Origin of the sequence: Pusillibacter faecalis, assembly GCF_018408705.1 — a bacterium.
GTDB classification, from domain to species: Bacteria; Bacillota; Clostridia; order Oscillospirales; family Oscillospiraceae; genus Oscillibacter; species Oscillibacter faecalis.
Genome location: NZ_AP023421.1, coordinates 389,743 through 412,854 on the forward strand (window position 1 = coordinate 389,743; position 23,112 = coordinate 412,854).

General features: G+C 57.7%; 18 protein-coding genes. 1 reads left to right on the forward strand and 17 read right to left on the reverse strand.

The features are described from left to right. Window positions 1-9 precede the first annotated feature (9 nt). The 13 genes from KJS55_RS16620 to KJS55_RS16680 all read right to left on the reverse strand — a co-directional run bounded on the left by KJS55_RS16620 (window position 10) and on the right by KJS55_RS16680 (window position 14,128). Window positions 10-1,014: a V-type ATPase subunit gene (locus KJS55_RS16620; RefSeq protein ID WP_213543897.1), complete on the reverse strand. Its 1,005-nt coding sequence runs from the start codon at window positions 1,012-1,014 to the stop codon at window positions 10-12. A gap of 12 nt (window positions 1,015-1,026) precedes the next feature. Continuing rightward, window positions 1,027-1,710, reverse strand: coding sequence for a V-type ATP synthase subunit E (locus KJS55_RS16625; protein WP_228300600.1), 684 nt, complete (start codon window positions 1,708-1,710; stop codon window positions 1,027-1,029). Window positions 1,711-1,730: 20 nt separating this feature from the next. Then, window positions 1,731-2,258 carry a V-type ATP synthase subunit K gene (locus KJS55_RS16630; protein ID WP_228300602.1) on the reverse strand — a complete coding sequence of 176 codons (528 nt, stop codon included), beginning with the start codon at window positions 2,256-2,258 and terminating at the stop codon, window positions 1,731-1,733. 23 nt (window positions 2,259-2,281) lie between these two features. Continuing rightward, window positions 2,282-4,198: a V-type ATP synthase subunit I gene (locus tag KJS55_RS16635; protein WP_187030970.1), complete on the reverse strand. Its 1,917-nt coding sequence runs from the start codon at window positions 4,196-4,198 to the stop codon at window positions 2,282-2,284. 1 nt (window position 4,199) lies between these two features. Continuing rightward, on the reverse strand, window positions 4,200-4,514 hold the full coding sequence (locus tag KJS55_RS16640; protein ID WP_213543898.1) for a hypothetical protein: 315 nt from the start codon (window positions 4,512-4,514) through the stop codon (window positions 4,200-4,202). Between the two features lie 358 nt (window positions 4,515-4,872). After that, entirely contained in the window at window positions 4,873-5,283 is a 411-nt protein-coding gene (locus tag KJS55_RS17745) for a hypothetical protein (RefSeq protein ID WP_213543899.1), read from the reverse strand. Between the two features lie 211 nt (window positions 5,284-5,494). Then, entirely contained in the window at window positions 5,495-6,451 is a 957-nt protein-coding gene (locus KJS55_RS16650) for an ABC transporter ATP-binding protein (RefSeq protein ID WP_187030976.1), read from the reverse strand. After that, the gene (locus tag KJS55_RS16655; RefSeq protein WP_187030978.1) at window positions 6,448-7,425 is read right to left on the reverse strand and encodes an ABC transporter ATP-binding protein; all 978 of its coding nucleotides are present in this window, start codon (window positions 7,423-7,425) and stop codon (window positions 6,448-6,450) included. Before KJS55_RS16655 ends, KJS55_RS16650 begins: the two co-directional genes overlap by 4 nt. 17 nt (window positions 7,426-7,442) lie before the next feature. Continuing rightward, complete coding sequence (locus KJS55_RS16660; protein WP_187030980.1) at window positions 7,443-8,303, reverse strand: ABC transporter permease; 861 nt, start codon at window positions 8,301-8,303, stop codon at window positions 7,443-7,445. Beyond that, the gene (locus KJS55_RS16665) at window positions 8,296-9,270 is read right to left on the reverse strand and encodes an ABC transporter permease (RefSeq protein ID WP_187030982.1); all 975 of its coding nucleotides are present in this window, start codon (window positions 9,268-9,270) and stop codon (window positions 8,296-8,298) included. Before KJS55_RS16665 ends, KJS55_RS16660 begins: the two co-directional genes overlap by 8 nt. 149 nt (window positions 9,271-9,419) lie before the next feature. Then, window positions 9,420-10,973, reverse strand: a complete 1,554-nt coding sequence (locus KJS55_RS16670; protein WP_213543900.1) for an ABC transporter substrate-binding protein — start codon at window positions 10,971-10,973, stop codon at window positions 9,420-9,422. Between the two features lie 123 nt (window positions 10,974-11,096). Beyond that, window positions 11,097-11,951 (reverse strand): enoyl-CoA hydratase/isomerase family protein, encoded by an 855-nt coding sequence (locus KJS55_RS16675; RefSeq protein WP_187030987.1) that lies wholly within the window; start codon window positions 11,949-11,951, stop codon window positions 11,097-11,099. A 26-nt stretch (window positions 11,952-11,977) separates the two neighbouring features. Next, window positions 11,978-14,128 (reverse strand): acetate--CoA ligase family protein, encoded by a 2,151-nt coding sequence (locus KJS55_RS16680; RefSeq protein WP_187030989.1) that lies wholly within the window; start codon window positions 14,126-14,128, stop codon window positions 11,978-11,980. Window positions 14,129-14,542: 414 nt separating this feature from the next. Between KJS55_RS16680 and KJS55_RS16685 the strand changes: the two genes are divergently transcribed. Beyond that, window positions 14,543-15,436: a LysR family transcriptional regulator gene (locus tag KJS55_RS16685; protein ID WP_187030991.1), complete on the forward strand. Its 894-nt coding sequence runs from the start codon at window positions 14,543-14,545 to the stop codon at window positions 15,434-15,436. Window positions 15,437-15,524: 88 nt separating this feature from the next. Here the strand turns inward: KJS55_RS16685 and rpmE are convergent, their stop codons facing one another. From rpmE to KJS55_RS16705, 4 genes are all read right to left on the reverse strand, one after another. Continuing rightward, window positions 15,525-15,725, reverse strand: a complete 201-nt coding sequence (rpmE, locus tag KJS55_RS16690) for a 50S ribosomal protein L31 (RefSeq protein ID WP_187030994.1) — start codon at window positions 15,723-15,725, stop codon at window positions 15,525-15,527. A gap of 118 nt (window positions 15,726-15,843) precedes the next feature. Continuing rightward, complete coding sequence (locus KJS55_RS16695) at window positions 15,844-16,254, reverse strand: SRPBCC family protein (protein ID WP_228300604.1); 411 nt, start codon at window positions 16,252-16,254, stop codon at window positions 15,844-15,846. 3 nt (window positions 16,255-16,257) lie between these two features. Beyond that, entirely contained in the window at window positions 16,258-19,815 is a 3,558-nt protein-coding gene (gene addA, locus KJS55_RS16700; protein ID WP_213543901.1) for a helicase-exonuclease AddAB subunit AddA, read from the reverse strand. After that, a complete protein-coding gene (locus KJS55_RS16705) occupies window positions 19,812-23,108 on the reverse strand; it encodes a PD-(D/E)XK nuclease family protein (RefSeq protein ID WP_213543902.1) in 3,297 nt (1,098 codons plus the stop codon). Before KJS55_RS16705 ends, addA begins: the two co-directional genes overlap by 4 nt. Between the last annotated feature and the right edge of the window lie 4 nt (window positions 23,109-23,112).

Consider the following 23,112-nt stretch of genomic DNA (forward strand, 5'->3'; position numbering starts at 1 on the left):
TCCACCACCTTACACATAGCTCCGGCGCAGCCGCGCACGGATCAGTTCCGGGGCCAGACCGGCTCCACGGCCCAGCAGCAAAATCCGCAGGTTGGTATACTCCGTCTCCCGGGCTGCCAGATAGCCAATCAGCGGCGCCTCACCAAAGGGCACAAACTGCGCAGCGGAGAGATAGCCGCTCACCGCGTCGTCACAGAGCTTTTCAAACTCCGTCATGGCACCGCTCTTAAGAATATCCGCGCCAGCAGCGCCGGCCTCCGCCAGGGTGGTTGGGGCGTACAGCTCCGCAAGACCTGCGCCGCCGTCTGCGCTCACTCTCAAAATGGCTGCTTTGTCCACGTCTCCGCCGTCAAACAGCACACCGCGCAGAAAATCTGCATTCTTCCCCATACGGAGCGTCCGCACCAGGGACCTGAGGTTTGCCGCGTCGATTTGAACCTGTACATAGCCCTGGAGAAACGCACTACCGGTAGTCTCCGCCGCTTCCAGCATCTCTCGGTAACACCAGCGGTCCAGCGTCATATCGCTCAGCTGGGGGTCTCGCGTGGTATTCAGCACCGACCGGGCTTCCTCCGCCGCAGCAGCAAGGCAGGGCGGCAGTTCCTCCATATGCCCGCTCTCCATAGCCGCTTTCAGCTCCGCTACAGGAACCCGGCCCATATCCATCAGCATATGCGCGGCATCTGTCCCCATGGCTTCCGCCTTCAACAGGGCCTTTACATTGTGATAATCATATTTCAGCTTGAAAATATCCAGATATCTGGCGTCCGGAATACCGTCGCTCAAATCGGCCAGAGTTGCCTCCCGCACTTGGGAAAGGGCTGCGTCCATGGCCTCCGGCCTGGCCGGGTCCAGCTCTGGGTAGCCGCACTCCTGAAGAATTTTTACAGCCTCCTCATCTGTGCGGGCCTCCAGCACCTGTTCCATCCGTTCCCGGGTGAGAAGGCTGTTCTCCATGGCACGGACCCGGGCAGAAACCGCCAGATAATCGGTGTCCTTGATTTTTTTTGTCAAGACACTGCCTCCTTACCCGAACAGCTTTTTTGCCACCGCTCCCGCAGTCTCCGCCCTTTGCAGGCGCACTAACGTCTCAAAGGTGCAATTGACCTCCACATTCTGATCCTTCAAAATGAAGCCGCCCCGCATAGGACGGGTCTCCTCGGAGAGAGAGAGCATCGCGGTTCCCTGGGCGATGGCGCTCACGCCGGCCACCACCTTGCCCAGAATCTCTCCCACCTTGCCGGAGGCCGAAGGCAGGTCCGGCGCAGCCGCAGCCGCCAGCATCTCGTTGGCCCTGGCCACGGCCGCTTTGCCGATGCGCTCCCGATCCTGGGATGAGAACACAACTTCCTCCCGTCCCGTGGACGAGGCTTGCACCAGCAGCTTCGCCAGAACCTCTGTGTACTCCTTTTCCGGCAGAGCGCACAGCTTCTCCAGCGCCAGCGCGTAAGCCCGCTCCACCAGCTCCTGCTTGGTGGCGAGCGCCGTCTTGCGCGCTTCCATCTGGGCGGCGCTGACGAGCCGCTCTTCCCGCTCTGCGGCGGAGCGCTCATTCTTCGCCCTTAGCTCCGTGGTCTCCACTTGAGCCTGGGCCTCATAGCGTGCAGTAATCTGCGCCGCCTCCTCCCGGGCCTGAGTGAGCACGGCGTTGATTTCCGCCTGCGCGTCAGACTGGATTCTCTGGGTGATTTTTTCGATTCCGTTCATCATGAGCTCCCCTTTCCCCGGGGTCAGGCGCTGATATTGATGATCATCAGCATGGAGGCCAGCAGGGACAAAATCGCGTAGAACTCCACGGTGATGCAGAGCACCATGCCCTTGGACCAGTCGTCAGGTTTCTTAGCCAGAATGTTGATGGAGCCAGCTGCCACGCGGCCCTGGGCAATGGCAGAGAACAGTCCGCCCAAAGCCATAGGCAGGCATGCAAAGAAATACTGCATTCCCTGAGCAATGGTCAGCTCCGGAAGCGTTCCGGATAAAAGGCCCATGCGGAAGATGGCGAAGAACCACACCACCAGGCCATACAGGCCCTGGGTGCCGGGGATCACCTGCAGGATCATGACCTTGCCGAACTTGCTGGGGTCCTGACACAGAAGGCCAGTGCCCGCCTCGCCGGCGATACCGGTGCCCTTGGCGGAGCCGATGCCGGGAAGCACAGCCGCAAGGCCCGCTCCCAGCAGTGCCAGCGCCAGACCGCCGATGGTTCCCAGAATGGTCAGGGACTGCTGCAATTCTACCATTTGTGCCAAATCAGTCATTGTAGTTTCCTCCTAAACAGTTGTTATTCTGTAATATCCACATACTTCGTGTCCATTGCCAAGGGCCGAAACGGCTTTCCGCCGTCCTCATAGAACTTGTTGAAGAACTCCAGGCACTGCAGACGCAGGTCATGCACATAGCAGCCCAACAGATTCAGGGCAAAGTTCAGGGCATTGCCCGCCATGGAGATGATGATAAAGACGATGATGTTTCCCGGAATCGCTCCCAGAGTATTAAATACCTGTGCAATCACACTGCCTGCCAGCATCAACGCCATCAGACGGGAGTAAGAGAGGATATCGCCAAAGTACCCGGTGATATGGTTATACAGGGAGGCAAAAATTCCAGTCACTTTTCCAAAGCCCTTTCCTGTAATCAAGGGACCGGCCACTACGAGGAGGATGCCCAGATACAACACCAGATTGGTGATCCCAAGAGCCGTCAAGCCAATTCCCAGGAACACCACCCACCAAGTGACCTCTTCAAATACCGCGTCCAGAACTGCGCCGTTTTGCAGCTTTCTCACAAAGCTGATGGCCATGCCTGTGATGATGTGTACCAAGCCCAATGCCATGGAGCCCAGCAGAATCATCAGCGTATCGTCCAGTGGCGTGAAAAGCGCCGGCAGCGCAAACTCCTTCCCTGTGGTCAGCAGAACCGCCTGGGTCAAAAAGTCCCCGAAGAAGCCGCCTGTGATGGCACCCATGATAAAGGTGCTGACACCGCACAAAGTCATGAGACCGAAAAGGTGTCCCATGGTGCCCTTTGGCCGGTATTTCCTGCTGATGAAAAAACCTGCCAGGAACATCAAAAGCCCATATCCCATGTCCGCCATCATAATCCCGTAAAACAGGATGAAAAAAGGCGCCATCAGTGGGTTGGGGTCCACATTGTTATAGGCGGGGAGCGAGTACATCTCCGTTACCATGTTCAGCGGTTTGGTCAGCCAGTTGTTTTTCAGACGCACCGGCACATCATGGATTTCCTCCGGCGCAGGGTCCTCCGCCTCCCAGGCGCAGTCCATGCTCTGCAAAAGCTTTTCTACCTCTCGCAGGCTCTCAGCCGGTGCCCAGCCCTCAAAAAAGAGGATCGTGCCATCGGTCAGCAGCCGCTCGGCGCTGGCATCCTTCTCCGCCTCAGCCCGCAGCTGATCCAGGTACATCCGCAGGACATCCCTGGACTTGGCATCCTGAACAATGGCCGCAGCAGCCGCCTCCTGTGCCTTCTTGTTGTCCGCAAGGCTCTGGTCCAGGGCGTCCATGTTCTCCGCGGCTGTGCCCGTGGTTCCCGGAAAAGCGACGGCACTGAAATTAAACGGCCGTAAGAGCTCCTGCGCAGTCTCCTCTTCCGCCCGGTGGCAAAGAAGCAGTACATACGTCTGTTGTTTATCCGCAGAAACCTCATAGAGTTCTGCCGCAACATCTGCCAGCGCGATCCGCACCGCGCCGATGTCCGTTCCACTGGGGCAAACCATCAGCCGAAACCGGGCATGAGCCGTTCCCTCCAACTCCAGCGGCATATCCAGCGAAGCCCAAGGTGTCAGGGCCTGCCGCCGCGCGGTGAGTCTTGCCTCGTCCCCCTGCAGGCGGCTGATCTCGCGCAGCGCCCCGCCAATCTTCTGGCTGACCGCCTTTGCCTGCTCCTTGCCTGTCGGGTCCAGGAATTCCTGTTCTGAGACCTGTCTTCGCTGAATGAACAAACCGTCCTTTACCTTTGCGTACTGCTTAATCGCCGCCAGGGCAGTGTGCGCATCCGCGATCTCCGTCCTGGTTTGAGCCAAGGAGGAACTTCCCCGCCGCAGCAACGCTGACCAGGCTGGGTCAGAGAGATTTGGTTCGCTGATCTCCACACATCCCAGGTGCTGCAAGCCGCCCAGCAGATCTTCCCTACATTCGGCCAGGGCCATCACACGGAGCTTTTTCATTTTTACAATTGCCATCTCAGTGACTCACAACCCTTCCGACAATAAACTCCGCAGCTTCCTCCAACCGCTGCTCCGCCGTTTTCCGCAAGGTGTCGGCCTCTTTCTTTGCATTGCGCTGAATCTCCTCCGCTTTTTGTGCAGCGCGGCTTTCTGCCGCTTTCATCAGCGCCTTGCCCTCCTCCGCCGCCGCGGCACGTGCCTGTACAAATCGTGCCTGCCCGTCTCGTTCAGCATCTGCTTTCACTTTCTGAACCTGCGCATCGGCATTGGCCCGGAGCTCCCGCATCTGCTGTTCAATTTCCGTGACCTTTTCAATCGCATCTAGAGACATTTTGCTCTCACCTTCTCTCCTTATTGAAAACTCCCGCCAGTTCTCCTTACATGGTTTGCATGCCATTTCATCGGGATTTCCAGCACTCTTCTCATGATAGCGCCCAAAAAGATCTGCTAGTATCTGGTAATCCTGCATGAAATTCACAATTTAGTATAGAACATAATCTTTAAAATTGCAAGTGGATTCTGCAACACCTCCCTAAGCCCCGGTCATCGGCATTCCTAGGGTTGTCCTGTATAAATCACCCTTTCACGGATGATGATAATCTTTCACGGATGATGATAATCCCTATTTCAGGTATAGAGTCAATCCCTATTTACCCGCCACCGAAAAATTTTCTGCCAATCCATACTTCTTAGTTTGAGCCGGACTTCCACCCACCATACGGCTGCCCGTGAATTTTCCATCTACAGAGCGGTAGAGGGAACGAGCTGTCCCGTCCCCCCATTCGCTTATAGTTCTGCAGTGCGCTGAGCCTTGTGCCAAGATACAGGTTCTCCGCCCGTATCAGCTCTGCCAGAAAGCTCCCACGTTCGTCAGAGCGTAGTGCCGCCTGCCCCGACGGCAGGAGCAGAGCCATACATTGGCCTTTCGCAGTCCTACTATCTCCCCTGATGGTTCCCACCTGGTTGGGCTTCCTAACCATGCAGGTACACGCTTTTTCTGCAATGGCCTTTTGAAGAAGAACAGAGTTTGTGCAGATCAGATCGTCTCCTATGATATGAACATCCAGTATGGCTCTTGCAGTTTTACTTGCGCCGATCACATAGACCCGCTTTGTTTCTCAGGTCTCATTGCTGCTCACCGATGATCACGTTCCGACTCATACAGGTCATATTCTGGTAATCCAGATCGCACAGCGGCTCATCAGAATTTCCGGTGCCACGTGCCGGGACTTCCGATCACCAGCATTGAGCAAGCGCTCACTGTTCTGAATCTGCCTCATCGCTCGCCTCATCTTCCCATCCATCAAAATTTCAAACGAATTCTGCGCACCGGCAGCAGGCTACAAAATGGTTGGGCGTCTCCTCTGTCAACTCCGGCTGGCTTGCGAAACAGCTTTCCTTCGCGTAAATGCAGCGGGGCGCAAAGCGGCACATGGGCGGCGGCTCAATGGGAGAGGTGATCTCCCCCTTGAGCAGAATGCGCTCCTGCTTTTTCTCCAGCTGTGGACGGGGAATCGCAGACAGCAGTGCCTGGGTGTAGGGGTGGTACTGATGGCGGAACAGCTCCCTGGACTCCGCCTTTTCCACCATGGTGCCCAGATACATGACTAAAATCTCATCGGAGATGTGCTTCACAACTGACAGATCGTGGGTGATAAAGATGTACGTCAGGTGCAAGTCCCGCTGCAGATCCTGCATCAGGTTCAGTACCTGCGCCTGAATGGACACGTCCAGCGCGGATACCGGCTCATCACAGACAATAAATTTGGGGTTCAGTGCCAGTGCCCGGCCGATGCCGATCCGCTGACGGCGGCCGCCGTCCAGTTCATGGGGATAAGCCCCCGCCAGCCTAGAGGCCAATCCTACTGTGTCCATGATCTCATGAACGCGCCTGGCATACTCTTCCTTGCTTTTACAAAGCTTATAGATTTCCAATGGTTCCCCGATGATCTGGCTCACCGTCATGCGGGGATTGATGGAGGAAAACGGGTCCTGGAACACCATCTGCATATCCCGCCGCAGCTCGTGCAGCTTTGCCTTGGAGGGCTTGGAGATATCCTCGCCCTGGAAGAGGATTTTGCCGCCGGTGGCCGGTAGCAGATGTAAAATCACTCGACCCAGCGTGGACTTCCCGCAGCCGGACTCTCCCACCACGCCCAGAGTCTTCCCCTCTTCCAGTTGAAAGCTCACATTTTCCACCGCGTGCAAAGTGCCGGACTTGGTATGGAAATATTTTTGCAGATGGTTGACCTCTAGTAAAACGCTCATGGTTCTCCTCCTTCCTGCGCCAGCCAGCACTTGACCTTATGCCCCGGCTCCACCTCCACAACTGGCGGGTTCTCGGTCTTACACTGGTCCGTACAGTTTGGACAGCGCGGATGGAACTTGCAGCCCCGGGGCAGATCGGAAGGGTCCGGCATCATGCCCTGGATGGTTTTGAGCCGCTCGCTCTCCTCGTCCAGGTCCGGCAGGGAATCAAATAGCCCCTGGGTATAAGGGTGGCAGACTCCTCCATACACCTGTGACAAACTCCCCCGTTCCACGATCTCACCGGCATAAATGATGGCGACACTGTCGCAGACCTCAGCCACCACACCTAAGTCATGAGTAATCAGCAGCATGGCGGTTCCGAACTCCTGTTTGAGCTTGTTCATCAGTTCCAGCACCTGGGCCTGGATGGTGACGTCCAACGCCGTGGTGGGCTCGTCAGCAATCAGGAGCTTCGGCGTGCAGGCCAGGGCAATGGCAATCATCACCCGCTGCTTCATGCCGCCGGAGAACTCATGGGGGTACTGGTGGTAGCGCTCGCTGGTAATGCCCACCAGCTCCAGCATCCGCACTGCCCGCTCCACGGCCTCCAGCCGGGAGCACTTGGCATGCAGGCGCACCACCTCTGCAATTTGCTCGCCTACCGTCATCACCGGGTTCAGCGATGTCATGGGGTCCTGGAAGATCATTGTGATCTCTCCGCCCCGGATCTTGCGGTACTCCTTTTCTTTTAAACCGCTGATGGTCCTGCCGTCATAGATAATCTCTCCGGAGACCATTCTTCCCGGCGGGTTTGGAATCAACCCCATGACGCTCAGGGCCGTGGTAGTCTTGCCGGCACCGGTCTCCCCCACCAGGCCCAGCGTCTCTCCGTAGCCAATTTCCAGGTCAATGCCGTTGACAGCCTCCACAGTCTCGCCATCCACCACATATTGAACCACCAGGTTTTTGATTTCTAACAGATTCTTTTCCATAAGTTTCCCCCCTGCCCTCAGTGTTTCAGCCGCGGGTCCAGCGCGTCCCGCAGACCGTCTCCCAGCAGATTGAGGGCATACGTCGTGATGATGATGGCTAACCCTGGAATCAGCGACATATACCACTCGCTGTACAGATACGCTCTCCCCGCCGAGACCATCAGCCCCCATTCCGGAGTGGGCGGCTGAACCCCCATGCCGAGAAAACTCAGCGACGCGGCCCACAAAATGAGATTTACCGCGCCCAGGGTGTACTGCACGATAATCGGTGCAAGGGCGTTTGGCAGGATATGTTTGGTCATGATGCGCAGGTTCCCCGCGCCGATGGAGCGGGCGGCCTCCACATACTCCTGATCCTTGATGGTCAGCACCTGCGCCCGCACAATCCGGATGAAGGCGGGGGTCGAGGTGATGCACAGAGCCAGCATCATGGTCTTGATCCCCGTGCCCAGCGCCGCGATGATGCTGATGGCCAGCATGAAGGTGGGAATCCCCATCACAATGTCCGTCAAGCGCATGATCAGATTATCAAGCCGCTTGTAGAATCCGGCCAGCGCTCCCAACACTGTGCCAATCAGGCAGGCGATAGTGATGCATCCAAAGCCGATCATCAGCGTGTAACGGCTGCCCACCATGATGCGGCTCAAAATATCCCGGCCGAAATTGTCCGTGCCCAGCAGGTGCTCCGCGCTGGGAAACTGTTTTGCCTCTGCGGTGGCCTGCGCGGCGTAGTCATAGGGTGCCAGAACCGTTGCAAAAACTGCCATCAGCAGAACCAAAATCAAAATGACCAGTCCCAGCATGGCCAGCTTGTTCCTCTTGAGCCGGTGAAAGACATCCCGCCAGGGGCTGCTTTTCTTCCTAGTTGTCTTAGCCATGCTGCGCAGCCTCCTTTTGCGAAAACTTCACACCCTTTTTCCGGCCATACTGCGCCTTGATACGCGGGTCCACGAAACAATAGATGATATCTGTAAGCAGGTTGATGATCACACAGTTGATGGCGATGAACAGCACCACCCCCTGTACGGCGGGATAATCCTTGTAATTAACAGAATCCACCACGTATTTACCGAGCCCTGGCAGGGCAAATACACTCTCTACCAGCACAGACCCAGCTAAAAATCCGCAGATCTGGATGCCAATGGTGGTAATAATCGGCACCAGGGCATTGCGGAAGGCGTGGCTTATGACGATTTTGAATTCCGACTGGCCCTTGGCCTTGGCTGTACGGATATAATCCTGGCGGATAACCTCCAGCATGCTCGAGCGGGTCATACGCATGATAAATGCGCCGCATTGCAGCCCCAGAGTCACCACTGGCAGCACCCAGCAGGCCAGGGTGTGGCTCCCTGTCGCCGGCAGCAGGTTCAGTTTGACAGAGAACACCAATACCAGCATCATGGCAATCCAGAATGAGGGCGCGGACACGCCAAAAAGCGAGATAAACGTTCCGATTTTATCCAGGAGAGAGTACTGCCTGACAGCGGAGATGATGCCGACGATGACACCCACCACAATCCCCAGCGCGATGCTGCCAAAGGTCAGCTTCAAGGTCGTAGGGTAGCGCGCCAAAATTTCATCCATCACCGGACGCTTGGAGCGATAGGAGTCCCCCAGGTCGCCGTGGAGCAGGTCCAGCAGGTAATTCCCCAGGCGCACTAGGTATGGATCGTCTAATCCCAGCTCCTCCCGAATTTCCGCCTGGGCCTCCGGTGTCACATTTTCGCCCAGGATCGAGATGGTGGGGTCGCCCCCGCCCACGTACATCAGTGTAAAGACAATCACGACGATCCCCAGCAGTACCGGAATCATCAGCAGAATTCGTTTCAATATGTATCGCAGCATGCTTTTCACCTCTTAGCTCTCAAACTGGCAGAGCTCCGCGCCCTCTCCGGTATGCACTACTTCATGTGCCCCGGATACGCCCTGTGCGGGCCAAAGGGCCCGCACAGGCACAGCAAATGATGTCCGGACAGCGAAGTCTCGCGTGCATCTTATCCAAAATAGACGTACTGTAGGTAATGATTTTCATAGGTTGGCATCAGATGGAATCCCTGCACATCCAACTGCAGCGCCGCGTTGATTTCCTTGTGCCAGATGGGGTAGCAGACGAAGTTCTCCATCAGCAGTTCCTGGCAAGTGTGATACATGGTGTTGCGCGCGTCGGCATCAATGGTGACTAAAGCCGTGTTCAAAAGCTCCGCATAGGCCTCGGCCTCTGGGCCGGTCCAGTTTACAGCGCCGTATTCAGCGATGCCCGGCGCATAGCGCATCAAAATTCGACCGGCCTCGCCGGTGCTGGCGGTCGTGCCGTATATGGCAATATCCGTACCGCCGTTGATGGTTGTGGCGGCCCAGTCATTTGCATCTAGGAACTTCGGAACCAACGTGATGCCAACCTCCGCCAGCTGGGCCTGCGCCGCCTCGCAGAAATCCATACGCTGCTGATTGGAGTTTTCACAAATGATCTCCAGAGTCAGCCCGCCGCCATATCCAGCCTCCTCCAGCAGCTGCTTCGCCCGCTCCAGGTCCCGTGTCGGGAAATAAGGGGTCAGATCGGGATGACGGCCCTCCACACCCGGAGAGACGATGCCGCTGCCCAGCTCGCCAAAAGAGCCGTAGGCCACTTCAATGGCTGTGGGGACGTCCAGTGCCAGGAAAATCGCCTCCCGAACGCGGATATCAGAGAGAGGCTCCCGATTTTGGTTGAAAAGCAGATAGGAGGTGTTGTAGCCCGCCATGGATACCAGATTGACGCCGGGGTTGGCGGCCACGCGCTCTACATCGTTGGCGCTGATATCATAGACAATGTCGGCGCCGCCGGATTCCGCCTCGATGGCCCGGCTGGAGGCGTCCGTGATGACACGGAAGATCAGGTTTGGAATGTGGGGCTCGCCCTCTCTCCAGTACTCCTCATTGGCCTCCAGCACCACGCTGTCGCCAGCAGCATAGGACACCAGCTTGTAGGGCCCGGTGCCGATGGGAGCCTCGAAAAAGTCGCCGCCGGACTCGGTGTATGCCTTCTCACTGATCATAGAGATCAAGGGGTTTTCCAGCATGGCCAGCTGCATGGCATACGGTCCATCTGTTACAATCTTAACAGTATAATCTCCCATTACCTCACATCTGTTAAAATCGATGCGGTTGACTTGAATTGCACCGGTGGTGTTGTCGTCCAAAGCGCGCTTTAAGGAAAAGAGCACATCGCTTGCCTTGAGTTCCTCGCCGTTGTGAAATTTCACTCCCTGGCGAATTTGAAAGACCAGCGTTTCGTCATCCTCATATTCCCAGCTCTCCGCCAGCCAGGGCACCAGCTCCCCCTCGTCATTGCGGACCACCAGCGTTTCGTATATCTGACGCTTTACCTGGTGAGGTGCGAAGTTGACGTTGTCATGAGGGTCCAGCGTGCCTGGATCAGAGTTAATGACCACCGTCAATGTGTCCTTTTCCGCGGCGTCTGAGCTGTTTCCGCCAGAACCTCCGCATCCGGCCAGCGTTCCGGCCGTCAGTGCCAGGATGAGTAGAAAAGAACCTAGTTTTTTCATCATGTACCACCTTTCCGATTGTTGTATCCCCTCTTTATATATATGATCTTTTTGAAAAAGTTCCGTGGACGGGCAGCCGTCCGCGACCCCGCCGCAGCCGGCCGCCCGTCCACGGCTCTTCTCTGGTTACGCTTTTTCCAGGTCCGCTTGCAGCTTGGCGTCCAGCTGCTGTTCATGCCAGACAGTGGCCTCCTTCATGCCCACCTCGGCAACCTTTTTATAGAAGTTATCCACCTCTTCATTCTTCCACAGAATTCCCAAGCACAGAATGTCCAGCCACTGCTCCACCTGATAACCAAAGCCCATATTCTCCACAGCCCGGTTGATGCAGCGTTTTTGCAGCTTCAAGGCGGGCGTTGGCACCAGGGCCAGCTTCTTTGCCAGCTCCATCACCTTAGCGTCCAGTTCCTCCATGGGCACACTGTAGTTGACCACACCGTATTCCAAAGCGGTCTTGGCATCATAGTTCTCGCCGGTGAGGATCAGCTCCCGAGCTTTGCGCAGCGTCATGGAGTAGGGCAGGATCGGGAAGCAGGAGCCTTGACCGAACTTGATCTCTGGAATACCGAAGGTGGTATCATCAGAGCAAATTGCCATATCACAGGCCATCATCGTCTCATGGGCGCCGCCCAGACAGAATTTGTGAATCTGCGCGATCGTGGGCTTGGGCAGGCTCCACAGCTTCCACCTGGCCCGGTGGGCCACCCGCTCGTACATCCGGCGGTTCTCCTCATGGTCGTCGAAGCTTGGCTCAGAGAGGTCGAAGCCGGCGGAGAAGCACCGTCCAGCGCCCTTCAGAACCACAACCTTGACGTCGTCATCGGTTTCCATCTTCTCAATCGCGGGGATCATCTCCCGGTAGACCTGCCAGTTGATGGCGTTAAGCTTTTTGGGGCGGTTAAGAATGATGTAGCCGATATAGCCCTTTTTCTCTGTCAAAATGACAGGCTCGCTTGCGGTTTGAACAGTCGGTTCACTCATGTTCACATACCTCCAGATTTTTATTTTCACTGCGGCCCGACGCCGCGGCAAGATCCTCTGCCGTCCACAATGATGCGGGCGTCCGCAGCCACAGCTCCCTCTGCGGACACAAAGATCGGGTTGATGTCCATCTCCTGAATCTCCGGATTTTCCACTGCCAGACGCCCTAGGTTGTAGAGGAGCTCCACCAGCGCATCTACATCCGCCTTCTCCCGCCCACGGGCGCCATTGAGCAGCGGATATCCCTTCAAACTCTCGATTTTGCCCCGCAGCTCCTTCCGGGTTCCAGGCAGGATGCAGAAGTTTACATCCTTCAAAATCTCTACAAATACACCGCCCAGGCCCACCATTAGCGTGGGGCCAAACTGCCGGTCATGGACTAGGCCCGCGATGATCTCTTGGCCGGAAACCATTCTCGTCACCAATACGCCGTGGACCTCAGCGCCAGGGGCCTTCTCCCGGCAGCTTGCGAGAATGGCGTCATAGGCCTCCCGGGCCGCAGCGGCATTCTGGAGTCCCACTCTCACAGCGCCGTAATCGGACTTGTGGATGATCTGAGGCGAGACCACCTTCATCACCACTGGATAGCCCAGTTTCTCTGCTGCGGAGGCGGCCTCCTCCGCGCTTTTTGCCAGGGTGTAGGGCGCCGTGGGAATGCCGTAGCTCTCCATCAGCCCGTAAGCCTCCGGCTCGGTGAGGTTTCGGCTCTCCCGGGTCCGCGCCTCCGCAAAGCACGCGGGCTCCGCTCCCGTGCGGATCACCCGCTCCCCGATTTCCAGGTTCCGGTCCCGGTAGACCTGAACCTCCCGCAGCGCCCGCATGGCCCGCATGGCGATGTCCGGAGAGTCAAACACCGGAATGCCGCCCTCCCGCAGCACTCTCTCACAGGGATAGTCGCTTCTGGCACACAGGGAAAAGGCCACCACCGGCTTTCCAAAGCGGTTCTTCACCTCCACCAGGTGGCGCATGCCAGCCTCCCAGTCCACACCGTTTGTTACCAGGTCAGGGAGATAGCCGCCGATGTTGCCGAAGGTGAACCAGCCGTCCATCTGCGGTTCTTCCAGCATCACCTCGCCCAGCTGCGCCCACACGTCCAGATTGTCGATAAAGGTTCCCGCCTGTTCAAAGGGATTGCCCTTGGGCGCAAAGTCATAGAGCAGCGCCTCTTTTTTCTCCTCAGCCTCCGGGGAGAAGGGCGGCATACAAAAGCCCTCCCGCTCTGCCGCGTCGGTGCTGACGATCATGTGTCCGCCGCCGGTGCCGCCGACGATGATGTTCCCGCTTTTCAGCGGCGGGCAGAGCATCAGCGTTTGGGCGACCGGCATCAGCTCATCCAGCCGCTTGACCTCCACGATACCCGCCTTTTCAAACGCCGCGCTGTAAAGCGCCTCGTTGCCCGCCAGGGAGCCGGTGTGAGAGCTGGCCGCCCGCTTTCCGGCAGTGGAACGGCCGCCCTTGAGGATGACCACCGGCTTCTTTTTCGCCGCGGCGGAGGCGGAGCGAATAAAGTCCAGGCCGCTGCCGGGCCGCAGCCCCTCCAGATAGATGACAATGACCTTACTCATGGGATCGTCCGCGCAGTAGTCAATGTACTCATGAACGGCGATGTCCGCCTGGTTTCCAAAGCCCACGAAACGGCTGAAGCCGGTATGTAAATAGTTGGCCGCATCGTACCAGAGGCTAAAGCCGATGTTTCCACTCTGGCTGATCAGGGCAATGTCGCCGCCGGGAATCTCCTCCCCAGTGAGGTTCAGGCCCGCCGGGTGGCTGAACACCCCCATGCAGTTGGGCCCCACAAGGCGCATCCCGTGCTCGTTGGCCACTCGGACCATCTCCTGTTGGATGCGGGCGCCTTCCTCGCCCATCTCGCCAAAGCCGGCGGTATACATCACGCCCACCTTCACACCATGCGCGGCACAGTCCGTCACCGCGGCCAGTGCCGCCTTCTTGTTCACCAGAATCAGCGCCAAGTCCGCAGGCTCGCCAGCTTCCGCCATGCTCTTGTACATGGGGCGTCCGTCCACCTCGCCGCCTTTCGGATTGATGGGGAACACCTTTCCGGGAAAGCGCATAAGGAGCTCATGGGTAAATTTATATCCGGTCCGATCCTGATTGGCAGAGGCGCCAATCACAGCCACGCTCTTGGGAGAAAACAGCGGGTCCAGTAAAAGAGCCATGTTCATCAACCTCTTTTCTTTCATTGGGTCACTTTACTCCGGTTTCCAACAACATCCGATGTTCAGAGAGCGTCTTCCCATTGGATCACCTTTCGCTGCTGGTACTGTCCCATTCCCGCCGTCTCTGATGCTCCGGCTACTGCAAATTTATGTGGACAATCTGTTTTCTATGAAACCTGTTTTGATTTGCCGTCCGTTTGCATATGAAAACAAGAGGGATGGGCGCAACATGTTCCGGGGAAAACTTTTTCCTAAATTATTCAATTTTTGTTCCCTTTCGCTTTGATATCATGTTAAACTTTAACAACGCAGAAGTAAATATCAGGATTCTTTTATACATTGTTACAAATTATAACAGCAAACGGGCCGCTTCCATCTCTTTGGCATGCCAGCCCGTACCAAGGAGGACGGCAGATGGATACACAAAAATACCATGCTCTGCTGCGCGCCATTGAGCTTGGAAGCTTTTCCGCCGCAGCGGAAGAGCTGGGCTATACGCCATCCGGCATCCGGCAGATGGCCGAGGCGGTGGAACGGGAAATGGGCTTTCCGCTTTTACTCCGGGGGCGTTCCGGAATCCGGCCCACCGGGGCCTGCCAGGTCCTGCTCCCCAGATTCCACGAGCTGATCCGGGCAGAGAAGCTCTTACAGCTTGACGCAGCGGAATTAAAGGGGCTTTCTGTCGGGTCTGTGACTATTGGCGCGTATTCCAGTGTCGCCATCAATCGACTCCCCAGAGTGCTTCAGCAATTTCACCAGGACTTTCCCCAGATTTCTATCTGCCTGCGGGAGGGAATCCATCAGGAACTGGATACCTGGCTGGAAAACCGCGAGGTGGACTTTTGCCTGTACAGCGGCAGTGCTGACAAGTCCTACGATTGGTTTCCTCTTTACCAGGACCCTATGCTGGCGGTGCTGCCCCTTAGCCACCCAATGGCAGGCTGCTCGTCTTTCCCCATCGAAAAAATTGCCGAGGAGCCATTCATTATGCCTGGGAATAACGGAGGCGGGTACGATGTGGTGCATCTACTTGAAAAAAACCATATCAAGCCCAAAATTGAATTTTCCACTATCGAAAACTTTTCCGCTCTGGCCATGATTGAATGTGGGCTTGGCATCAGCATCATGAACGAGGGGATCACCCTGGGCCGTCTCAACCAAGTGGTTATGACCCCGCTGGAACCGCCCCAGCATATCACCATTGGTATTGAAATTCCCTCTTTGAAAACCGGGTCCCCAGCCACCCGAAAAATGATTTCCTACTTACGAAAAATGCTCACCGCATTGAAGGCAAAGCAGCGCCCATAAGAGCGCTGCTCCTGGATGCGAACGCAGTCTGCGCAAAAAAAACAGCAGCGTGATGCATCACGCTGCTGTTTCATGGATTCTTCTGAACTTACTTCAGGCCGAACTTCTTGTTGAACTTGGCCACGCGTCCGCCGGTGTCCACCAGCTTCTGCTTACCCGTGAAGAAGGGGTGACACTTCGAGCAGACTTCCACCTTGATATCACTCTTGGTAGAACCTGTCTCAATCACATTACCGCAGGCGCATGTAATGGTAGTCTGCTGATAATTGGGATGGATTCCTTCCTTCATTGCTCTCGTTCACCTCTTTCTCTCCAGAACTACCTCTGCAAAGCTTTCACCTTACAAGGGCGATCATTAGAATACCACAGTCTTTTTGAAAATGCAAGCCTATTCTCAAATTTTTTCTCTAAGGCGCCCGGTTCACCAGTGTCCGCTGCAGATCCTCAAAATAGCGGCGCTGCTGACTTTGCAAATACCGACGGGCAAACAGCCGCATCCACCACTTCCTTGGCTGAATCCGTTCGGTGAACGTCACCCGCGTCCCGTCCTCCACCGCCCGGAATTCTCCGCGCCAGGTTCCCGTCAGGTTCTCATTTTCCAGTGTAAACTCCCACAAGGCGTTGGCCTTGCGGCAGGTGATTGTGAAGCGGGTAGAAAAGCCATCCCTTCCATGCTCCGTAAAAGTGTCCGGCCCGGTGATTGTCAGCCCCTTCAGGTCGCTGCGCCACTGCCAGTGGTCCAGGTCCGTCACCAGATTCCAGACCGTCTCCACAGGGGCAGGAAACCGCTCTTCCATTGTGCAGATGATCTCCGCCATATCTCATACCTCCACAGTCTCTCCCATATCCAGGAAGTACAGCACTCGCCGATTGACCGGTCGTTCCAGTACCTGCTCAAGGGCACGGCTGTACGCGCTTAGCTGCGGGCGGTAGTGCTCCGACCGCAGATGAAGTTCCTCCTCTGAATGAATCCGGTCTGTTTTAAAGTCTACTACCGTCAAGCCTTCCGCTGTCTCAAAGCAGCAGTCCACCACACCTTGCAGCAGGATGGAGTCCCCCGCGGATGCTGCCGGGTCGTACTCCCGCGCATCCATCAAGAGTGTAAACTGGTATTCCCGCAGTACATGCGGACTGCGGCGAATCTCCTCTGCCAATGGGGAAGTTAAAAACCGCTCCAGGGCCGAGACCTCCACTGCCTCTGCCTGGGCGTCTGTCAGCAGTCCCCGCTCCCTCAGATCGGCCACCTGCCCCGCTGCGTCAGGATCTGAAAAATCCAAATACTGCAGCGCCAGGTGAGCGGCAGTTCCCCGCTCCGCCGGTGTCAACCCCTGGTGCGCCTGACGGAAGCTGGGCTGGGTCAGGGGCCGGAGGTAAGGAACATGCCGCGCATTCTCCGCGATCTCCTCGTCCAGCAGACGGCCTTTCAGCTGTGTGGCTGTGAGCTTCGCCGGCAACTGCGTTTCCCGGCTATACGGATAGACAAAATCCAGAAGCGCAGGGTCAAAGCTGGCTTCCTTCTCTGCACCGCGCTCCTCCATGCCATGCCGGCAGGGAGGCTCCCGATAGGAATTGCCATCATGTACAAACACCTGCCAGGGACTGGGGCCATGATAAAATTCCTCAACCTCTGTCCCCGCCAGTGCCCGCAAAGCCTCGGCCTCCGGCCGGCACAAAAGCGGCAGCAAAATCCACTCGCCAAACGTCCTGCCTGACGCCACCGCCTCCGGCGCCGCAGGACACGCAGCCAGAGATGCCAGGCGCTGCAAACGCTTTTCTGCAAAGTACAGGGAGTCCACCAGGATCAGCTTCTCCTTGGGGCGGGTCATGGCCACGTACAAAATTCGCTGTTCCTCCGCCAGGTTCTCCCGCCGCAGCCGTTCCTCAATGGCAAGGCGCGCCAAAGTGGGATAGCGAATCTTCCTCTTCAAGTCTGTACAGCGGGGTCCCAGCCCCATGGCAGGATGCACCAGTACCGCCGCGTCAAAGTCCTGCCGGGAGAAGGCATGATCCAGGTCCGCCAGTATTACAATGGGAAATTCCAAGCCCTTAGACTTGTGGATGCTCATGAGCCGTACACCGTTGACCGCCGCCGCGGCTTGGGTGATGGGGGCTTCTCCCGCCTCCAGCAGCCGCCGCAGCTGGCTGACAAAGGCAAAGACTCCTCTGTAACCCCCGCTTTCAAATCTCTCCGCATGGCGGCTAAATGCAATCAGATTCTCCCGCCGCTCCGCGCCGCCGTCCATCGCGCCGAAAATGCCCAGGAGGTCGAAGGTATTGTAGATGTGCCATACCAACCGGTGCACGCTCATATCCCGTGCCGCCTGCCGTAGCTCCTCCAGAGCGCATAAAAATTCCTTGCAGTCTGTACCGCTGTCTGCCGCCACCGCGTCGTAGAAATCGCCCATCGGCACCTTTCCCCGAATCTCCGCCAGCCGGTCCGGTGTGAAGCCAAACACCGGGGAGCGGAGCACAGAGATCAAAGGCACGTCCTGCCGGGGGTTATCCACCACCGCCAGCAGAGCCAACAGCACAGAAATTTCCATGGTGTGAAAGAAATCACCGCTCTCCTCAAAGGAGCAGGGGATCTCCCGCTCCGCCAGCGCCCCGGCAAAGGCTGCGCTCCGGCTGCCTGGAGAGCGCATCAAAATCACAATGTCCTCTGGCCGGCAGGGACGCAGCGTCCCATCTCCATCCGTCACCGGATATCCCTCATCCAGCAGCTGGCGGATACGCTCTGCCACAAAACGGGCCTCCGCTGCCAGCCGCTTCACCGGCTGGTCGTCCTCTGCAGACTTCTGCCAAGCAGTGATCAGGTGGAACTCCGTGGAGCAGTCCCGGCGCTCTGGATAATACTCCGCACCAAAGTGCAGCGCCTCGTCCTCCCCATAGTCCATCTCCCCCATCTCCACAGAGAGAATGTTGGAGAAGATGAAGTTCGCTGCATCCAGAATCTCTCGCCGGGAGCGAAAATTTTTGGAGAGCAGGATTTTCCGCTCCTCCCCATCCTTTGCGTTCTCCCAGGAAGGAAACCGGTTATATTTTTCCAGGAAAATGGTGGGGTCCGCCAGCCGGAAGCGGTAGATGCTCTGTTTGACATCACCCACGGTAAAGATATTCTGGCCATCCCGGGACACTGCCTGGAAGATGGCGTTTTGTACTTCGTTGGTGTCCTGGTACTCATCTACTAAAATCTCCCGGTACCGCGCCGCCACTGTTTGCCCCAGCTCCGTGGCTCTGCCGTCCTCACTTACCAGCAGCCGCAGCGCCAGATGCTCCTGATCTGAGAAATCAGCAGCGTTCAGCCGCAGCTTTTCTGCTCGGTAGGCCCCGGCAAACTCCGCCGTCAGCTCGATGAGCGCGAGCATAGCCGGCGCCATGGCCCGCAAGTCCTCCATAGCCTCCTCTCCGCTGACGCCAAGGAGCGCGTCCAACTTCTTCCACTCCGTCTTGCAAAGCTCCCAAATCCGCTTCAATGTCGTCACCAACGGGTCATCCTTGCGGCCTTTGGGCGTGGACAGCCGTGGAAATTCCATCTGCTCTGCCGCTTGGCGGGCAGCTTCCCAGTTTAAGGAATTTGCCAAATTCAAAAAGCTCTGTGCTGATATCAGGAATTTCTCCCCATATCCAGCCATGAGTGCCGCGTCTGCCGCAGCACGCGTAGCTCCCTTTTGTAATGTGTTCGCCCAGTATCCGGCTTTCCGCCGCACCATGGCCAGCAGCTCCCGGGCGTAGGGTGTCTTATCAAAAGGCACATCCAGGTGCCTCCAGGCCGTTTGGTTTTCCTCCAGCCAGCCCTCCGGAGAGGCGTGGCTTTGGAGCTTTTCATACAGCTCCAGCACCAGCTCTGCAAGGCGGCTGTCATCCCGGCCGGCGCCAAGGGTGTCCGCCAGCTGCTCCCGCCCCGGGTTCAGCTCGTCATAAAAGCGCTCCAGCGTCCGGTTCAAAACCCGCTGGCGCACCAGTCTGGCCTCGCTCTCATCCAGCACCCGAAAGTCCGGTGTCAGAGCGTGATGGTCTCCCTCCCTGGCCAGAAGGTAGGTGTTTTCTCTCAAAAGCGCCGTGCAGAATGCGTCTACCGTCTTGATGTCCGCCTGATAGACCCGCAAAAGCTGCCGTTTCAAATGCGGGTCCCCCGGCGCCTCCGCCAGCCGCTTGGAAAGCTCCGAGGCGATTTTGCCCCTCAGCTCCGCCGCAGCCGCCTTCGTATAGGTAATCATCAGGAAATCATCAATGTTATAGTGCTCCTCCGTTACGTAGAGGAACAGCCTCTCCACTAGGACCTTCGTCTTGCCGGAGCCTGCGGCGGCAGACACCAGGAGGCTTCCGCCCCGGTTTTGTACCACTTCCCGCTGCTGGGGAGTCAATGTCAGTTTCGTCATAGGTCCTCCTCCAGGGTTTGCCAGAACTCTTCGGCCTTCACAGGCAGAATATAGCGCAGGCGGTCACTGTCCCGCCCGTCCTGGAAATGACAGGCGGCTGCCCAGTCGCAGTACTGGCAGAAGCTGTCCTCCTCGCTGTGGCAGCAGGGATCTGCGTCAATGTTTCCCTGACGGATTTCCTCCGCAATCTGGTGGAGAAGCCTGTCCACATACCGCCCCAGTTTCCCAAGCTGCGCCGCCGAGGCAATACTGCCGGAGAGCTGTCCGTCCCGCCCTACCCGCAGGGGGAGGTAATGGGGCTCTGTCAGCGATTCATGCTCCATGGCCTGTAGCACCGCAGGTTCCGCCAGCAGCAGCCCAGAGCGCCGCAGTTGTTTCTCTCGCTCTAGCTGGAGCTTCTCCGGCGGGATGTTCCGCTCCGTGGACAAAATCTCGTCCCGCGCCGGAAGATACAACACACCTGCCGGCTCAACCTCCCGGCCAAAATAGGACGTTCCTTCTTTTTGCAGGGCAAACAGGTAGAGCAGCATCTGAATGTCCAGCCCCATTTTCACCGCCGCGAGGTCAAATGCCTTCTTGCCGGACTTATAGTCCACCACCCGCAGGTACAGCTTCCCATCCCGAATCCAGCCGTCCACCCGGTCCACCTTACCGCCGACCCGCAGCACTCCATCTGGCTCGGAAATTACCACGGATGGCAGGGCTCCATTTTCTCCGAAAGAGAGCTCAAAGGCCAGCGGCACAAAATCCGAGTGCCGCAGCTCCTCCGCCACCTGGTCCACCACCGCGTAGGCCATATTGCGCAGGCGGGCAAAGAGATAGCGGAAGCGGGCGTTCCGCGACTGGAAGTTGTGGAGCTCCTCCTCCACATATCGGTCGATATAGGTTCGGACCAAGGCATGGAGCTCCTCCTCTCCCACCTGGGAAAAGCCGCCTAGTGTCAGCACATCCCGGGTGACATGTTCCAGGAGAAAGTGCAGAAACGTGCCAATCTGCGGCGCGTCAAAGGACGCCGGCTCCCGGGGCTTCGCCCGCAGGCCGTACTCCATGAAATAGGCAAAGTGACAAGAGCGCAGCCGTTCCAGCCGGGAAGCGGTCATGGAAATTCGATCTCCATACAAGAGCCGGACCGCCTGCCGGGAGAGACTTCCCCGCTTCAGCCGCGCTGCCCGCTCCATGGCGCGCAGGCGCTTTGCAAAAGCAGGGCGCTGAGCAAAATAGCTCCAGAGCTTCCCCTCGGGAACCTGTCCCGCCGCCTCCAGTGCCGGAAGTTTTGCTGTTAAGCGATACCCCTTTTCACCATCTTCCTGCTCTACCCGCAGGGTGGGAAACAGTTCTCTCAGACGGTCCACCACAAAAGCAGGCCACAGCTCCGCGCCGGAGACATCTGTCAGCGGATAGCTCACCGTCAGTCCCGCCGTGGGCTGGGCCAGAGCCGCGTAGAGATTCTGAAGCTCAATCCCCAGCTGCTCCACGCCGGAGGGTGCCAGCCGGACCCCCAGCTGCGCCAGCTCCTCCCGGTCGTCCTCGTTCAGGATGCCGCCGCCCTGACTCACGCTGGGAAGGACATGATCGTTCGCCCCCAACAGGAAGAGGTACTTGGCCGTGTGGCGGTCGTTGCGCGCAATCCCGCTGACGGACACCTGATCCAAAGATACCGGGATGGTTCCCACGCTGTACTGAGTCAGGACCTGAGAGAAGAGCCTCACAAATTCCTCCAGCCCCATAGACTCCCCGCCCAAAATCTCTACAAACTGGTCCAGCACACCGCACAGTATCTCCCAGAGCTGGGCCGTCTCCTCCGCATCTTGGAGCCGCCCGCCTGCGGCCTGAGCACGCATCTGGGCATCCAAAGCCGCCTGGAGCCCCAGCTCCTCCATGAAGCCATAAAGCGCGTCGATCTTTCCCCCAGCGCTCTCCTGGGTCCGCAGGCCCTCCGCCAAACGTGAAAGTGGCTCCCGGACCCGGCGTCGCAGCGCGTTGACCTCATGAAGCTCCGCCTGCCTCCGCTCGTCCCAAGGCGCGCCATAGCCATCCGGGTTCTCCGTCCAGTCGATATCCCGCAGCCACATCTGCCCGTGGATCTCCCACTTCAGCACATAGTTTTCCAACCGGTCGCACTCCTCCACCGTCAGTCCTGCGAGGCCGGTTTTCAGCCAGCGGAACATGTCGTCGTACTCATAGCCATTGGTGATGGATGCCAGGACCCCTGTCAGCAGACTGAGCACCGGCTTTTCCAGGATATCGCTGCGGCGGCTGAGGTAGGCAGGAATTCCGTAGCGCTCAAAGACGGCCTCGATGATCCCCTCATAGTCCTCCATGTTCCTGGCGGCAACTGTGATGTCCCGGAACCGGCATTTTCCCGCTGCCACCAGCCGCAGGATGTCCGCCGCCGTCTGCTCCACCTCGGAAAAGGCGTTGTCCGCCTCCCGCAGCCGGATGGCCTCACTGTTCCCGTCAAAAGGAACCGTTTCTCCAAAACAATATTGCTCCAGATGGTCCAGTGGGGAGGCCCCCTCCCTGCTCAGCGTTTCCAGCTCTACAGGGCAGCCGGCGCGCTCCGCCAGACGGCGCAGCTGTCCTACTGTCTTCCAGGATGCCTGAAAGATTTCTTCCCGGCTCTCCGGCTCTCCCAGCAGTGTCACAGTGACAGAGCGAGCCTGCCGCATCAGGATTTCAATGACCCGCCGCTCCTGAGCCGTGAAATATGTAAAGCCATCGAGATAGAGGTCCTTCCCCTTTGCATAGCCGGAAGATTCCAATTGGTCGCACAGCTTGCTCATCCGGTCCCGGGCATCAAAACCGGGGCGATACAGCCGCATCTCATAGGCACCGTAAATCAGGCTGAGGTCCGTCAGCTTGTCCCGAGCAGCCAGCTTCTGTGCGGTTTTGTAAAGGGCCTCCGGCGAGACCTCATAACACCTCAGCTCATCAAAGAGATCCAGCAACTGCTGCAAGAAGGCGGATTTCTGGGAGGGCCGACGATATACGGTCAGGCCGGTTACAACATCCAACAGCGCTTTTTGCAGGTTCAATAGTTTACCGCCTGCGTCCAGTGTCACCTGAGCGGCGCCGCCTGTGATCTGAGCCACGCGATCCCCCAGCCGCCGGAAACTCAGTACCTCGGCATGGCGGCTGGCCGTCGGGCCGCAGGAGCGGCAAAGGTCCAGCTCCGCCTGATGGGAGGCATGCTCCGGCACCAGCAGGATTTGCTGATCTTTAGATCCAGCAATCCGCCGGAGCACCGTATCTGATTTTCCCGTTCTGGCCCGGCCCATCAAAATCGTCAGCATGCGG

Excerpts from the sequence above, each read along its gene's own strand:
- KJS55_RS16625 (WP_228300600.1), bottom strand. The coding sequence starts at position 1,710 with ATGATGAACGGAATCGAAAAAATCACCCAGAGAATCCAGTCTGACGCG.
- KJS55_RS16630 (WP_228300602.1), bottom strand. The coding sequence starts at position 2,258 with ATGACTGATTTGGCACAAATGGTAGAATTGCAGCAGTCCCTGACCATT.
- KJS55_RS16635 (WP_187030970.1), bottom strand. The coding sequence starts at position 4,198 with ATGGCAATTGTAAAAATGAAAAAGCTCCGTGTGATGGCCCTGGCCGAA.
- KJS55_RS16640 (WP_213543898.1), bottom strand. The coding sequence starts at position 4,514 with ATGTCTCTAGATGCGATTGAAAAGGTCACGGAAATTGAACAGCAGATG.
- KJS55_RS16650 (WP_187030976.1), bottom strand. The coding sequence starts at position 6,451 with ATGAGCGTTTTACTAGAGGTCAACCATCTGCAAAAATATTTCCATACC.
- KJS55_RS16655 (WP_187030978.1), bottom strand. The coding sequence starts at position 7,425 with ATGGAAAAGAATCTGTTAGAAATCAAAAACCTGGTGGTTCAATATGTG.
- KJS55_RS16660 (WP_187030980.1), bottom strand. The coding sequence starts at position 8,303 with ATGGCTAAGACAACTAGGAAGAAAAGCAGCCCCTGGCGGGATGTCTTT.
- KJS55_RS16665 (WP_187030982.1), bottom strand. The coding sequence starts at position 9,270 with ATGCTGCGATACATATTGAAACGAATTCTGCTGATGATTCCGGTACTG.
- KJS55_RS16670 (WP_213543900.1), bottom strand. The coding sequence starts at position 10,973 with ATGATGAAAAAACTAGGTTCTTTTCTACTCATCCTGGCACTGACGGCC.
- KJS55_RS16675 (WP_187030987.1), bottom strand. The coding sequence starts at position 11,951 with ATGAGTGAACCGACTGTTCAAACCGCAAGCGAGCCTGTCATTTTGACA.
- KJS55_RS16680 (WP_187030989.1), bottom strand. The coding sequence starts at position 14,128 with ATGGCTCTTTTACTGGACCCGCTGTTTTCTCCCAAGAGCGTGGCTGTG.
- KJS55_RS16685 (WP_187030991.1), top strand. The coding sequence starts at position 14,543 with ATGGATACACAAAAATACCATGCTCTGCTGCGCGCCATTGAGCTTGGA.
- rpmE (WP_187030994.1), bottom strand. The coding sequence starts at position 15,725 with ATGAAGGAAGGAATCCATCCCAATTATCAGCAGACTACCATTACATGC.
- KJS55_RS16695 (WP_228300604.1), bottom strand. The coding sequence starts at position 16,254 with ATGGCGGAGATCATCTGCACAATGGAAGAGCGGTTTCCTGCCCCTGTG.
- addA (WP_213543901.1), bottom strand. The coding sequence starts at position 19,815 with ATGACGAAACTGACATTGACTCCCCAGCAGCGGGAAGTGGTACAAAAC.
- KJS55_RS16705 (WP_213543902.1), bottom strand. The coding sequence starts at position 23,108 with ATGCTGACGATTTTGATGGGCCGGGCCAGAACGGGAAAATCAGATACG.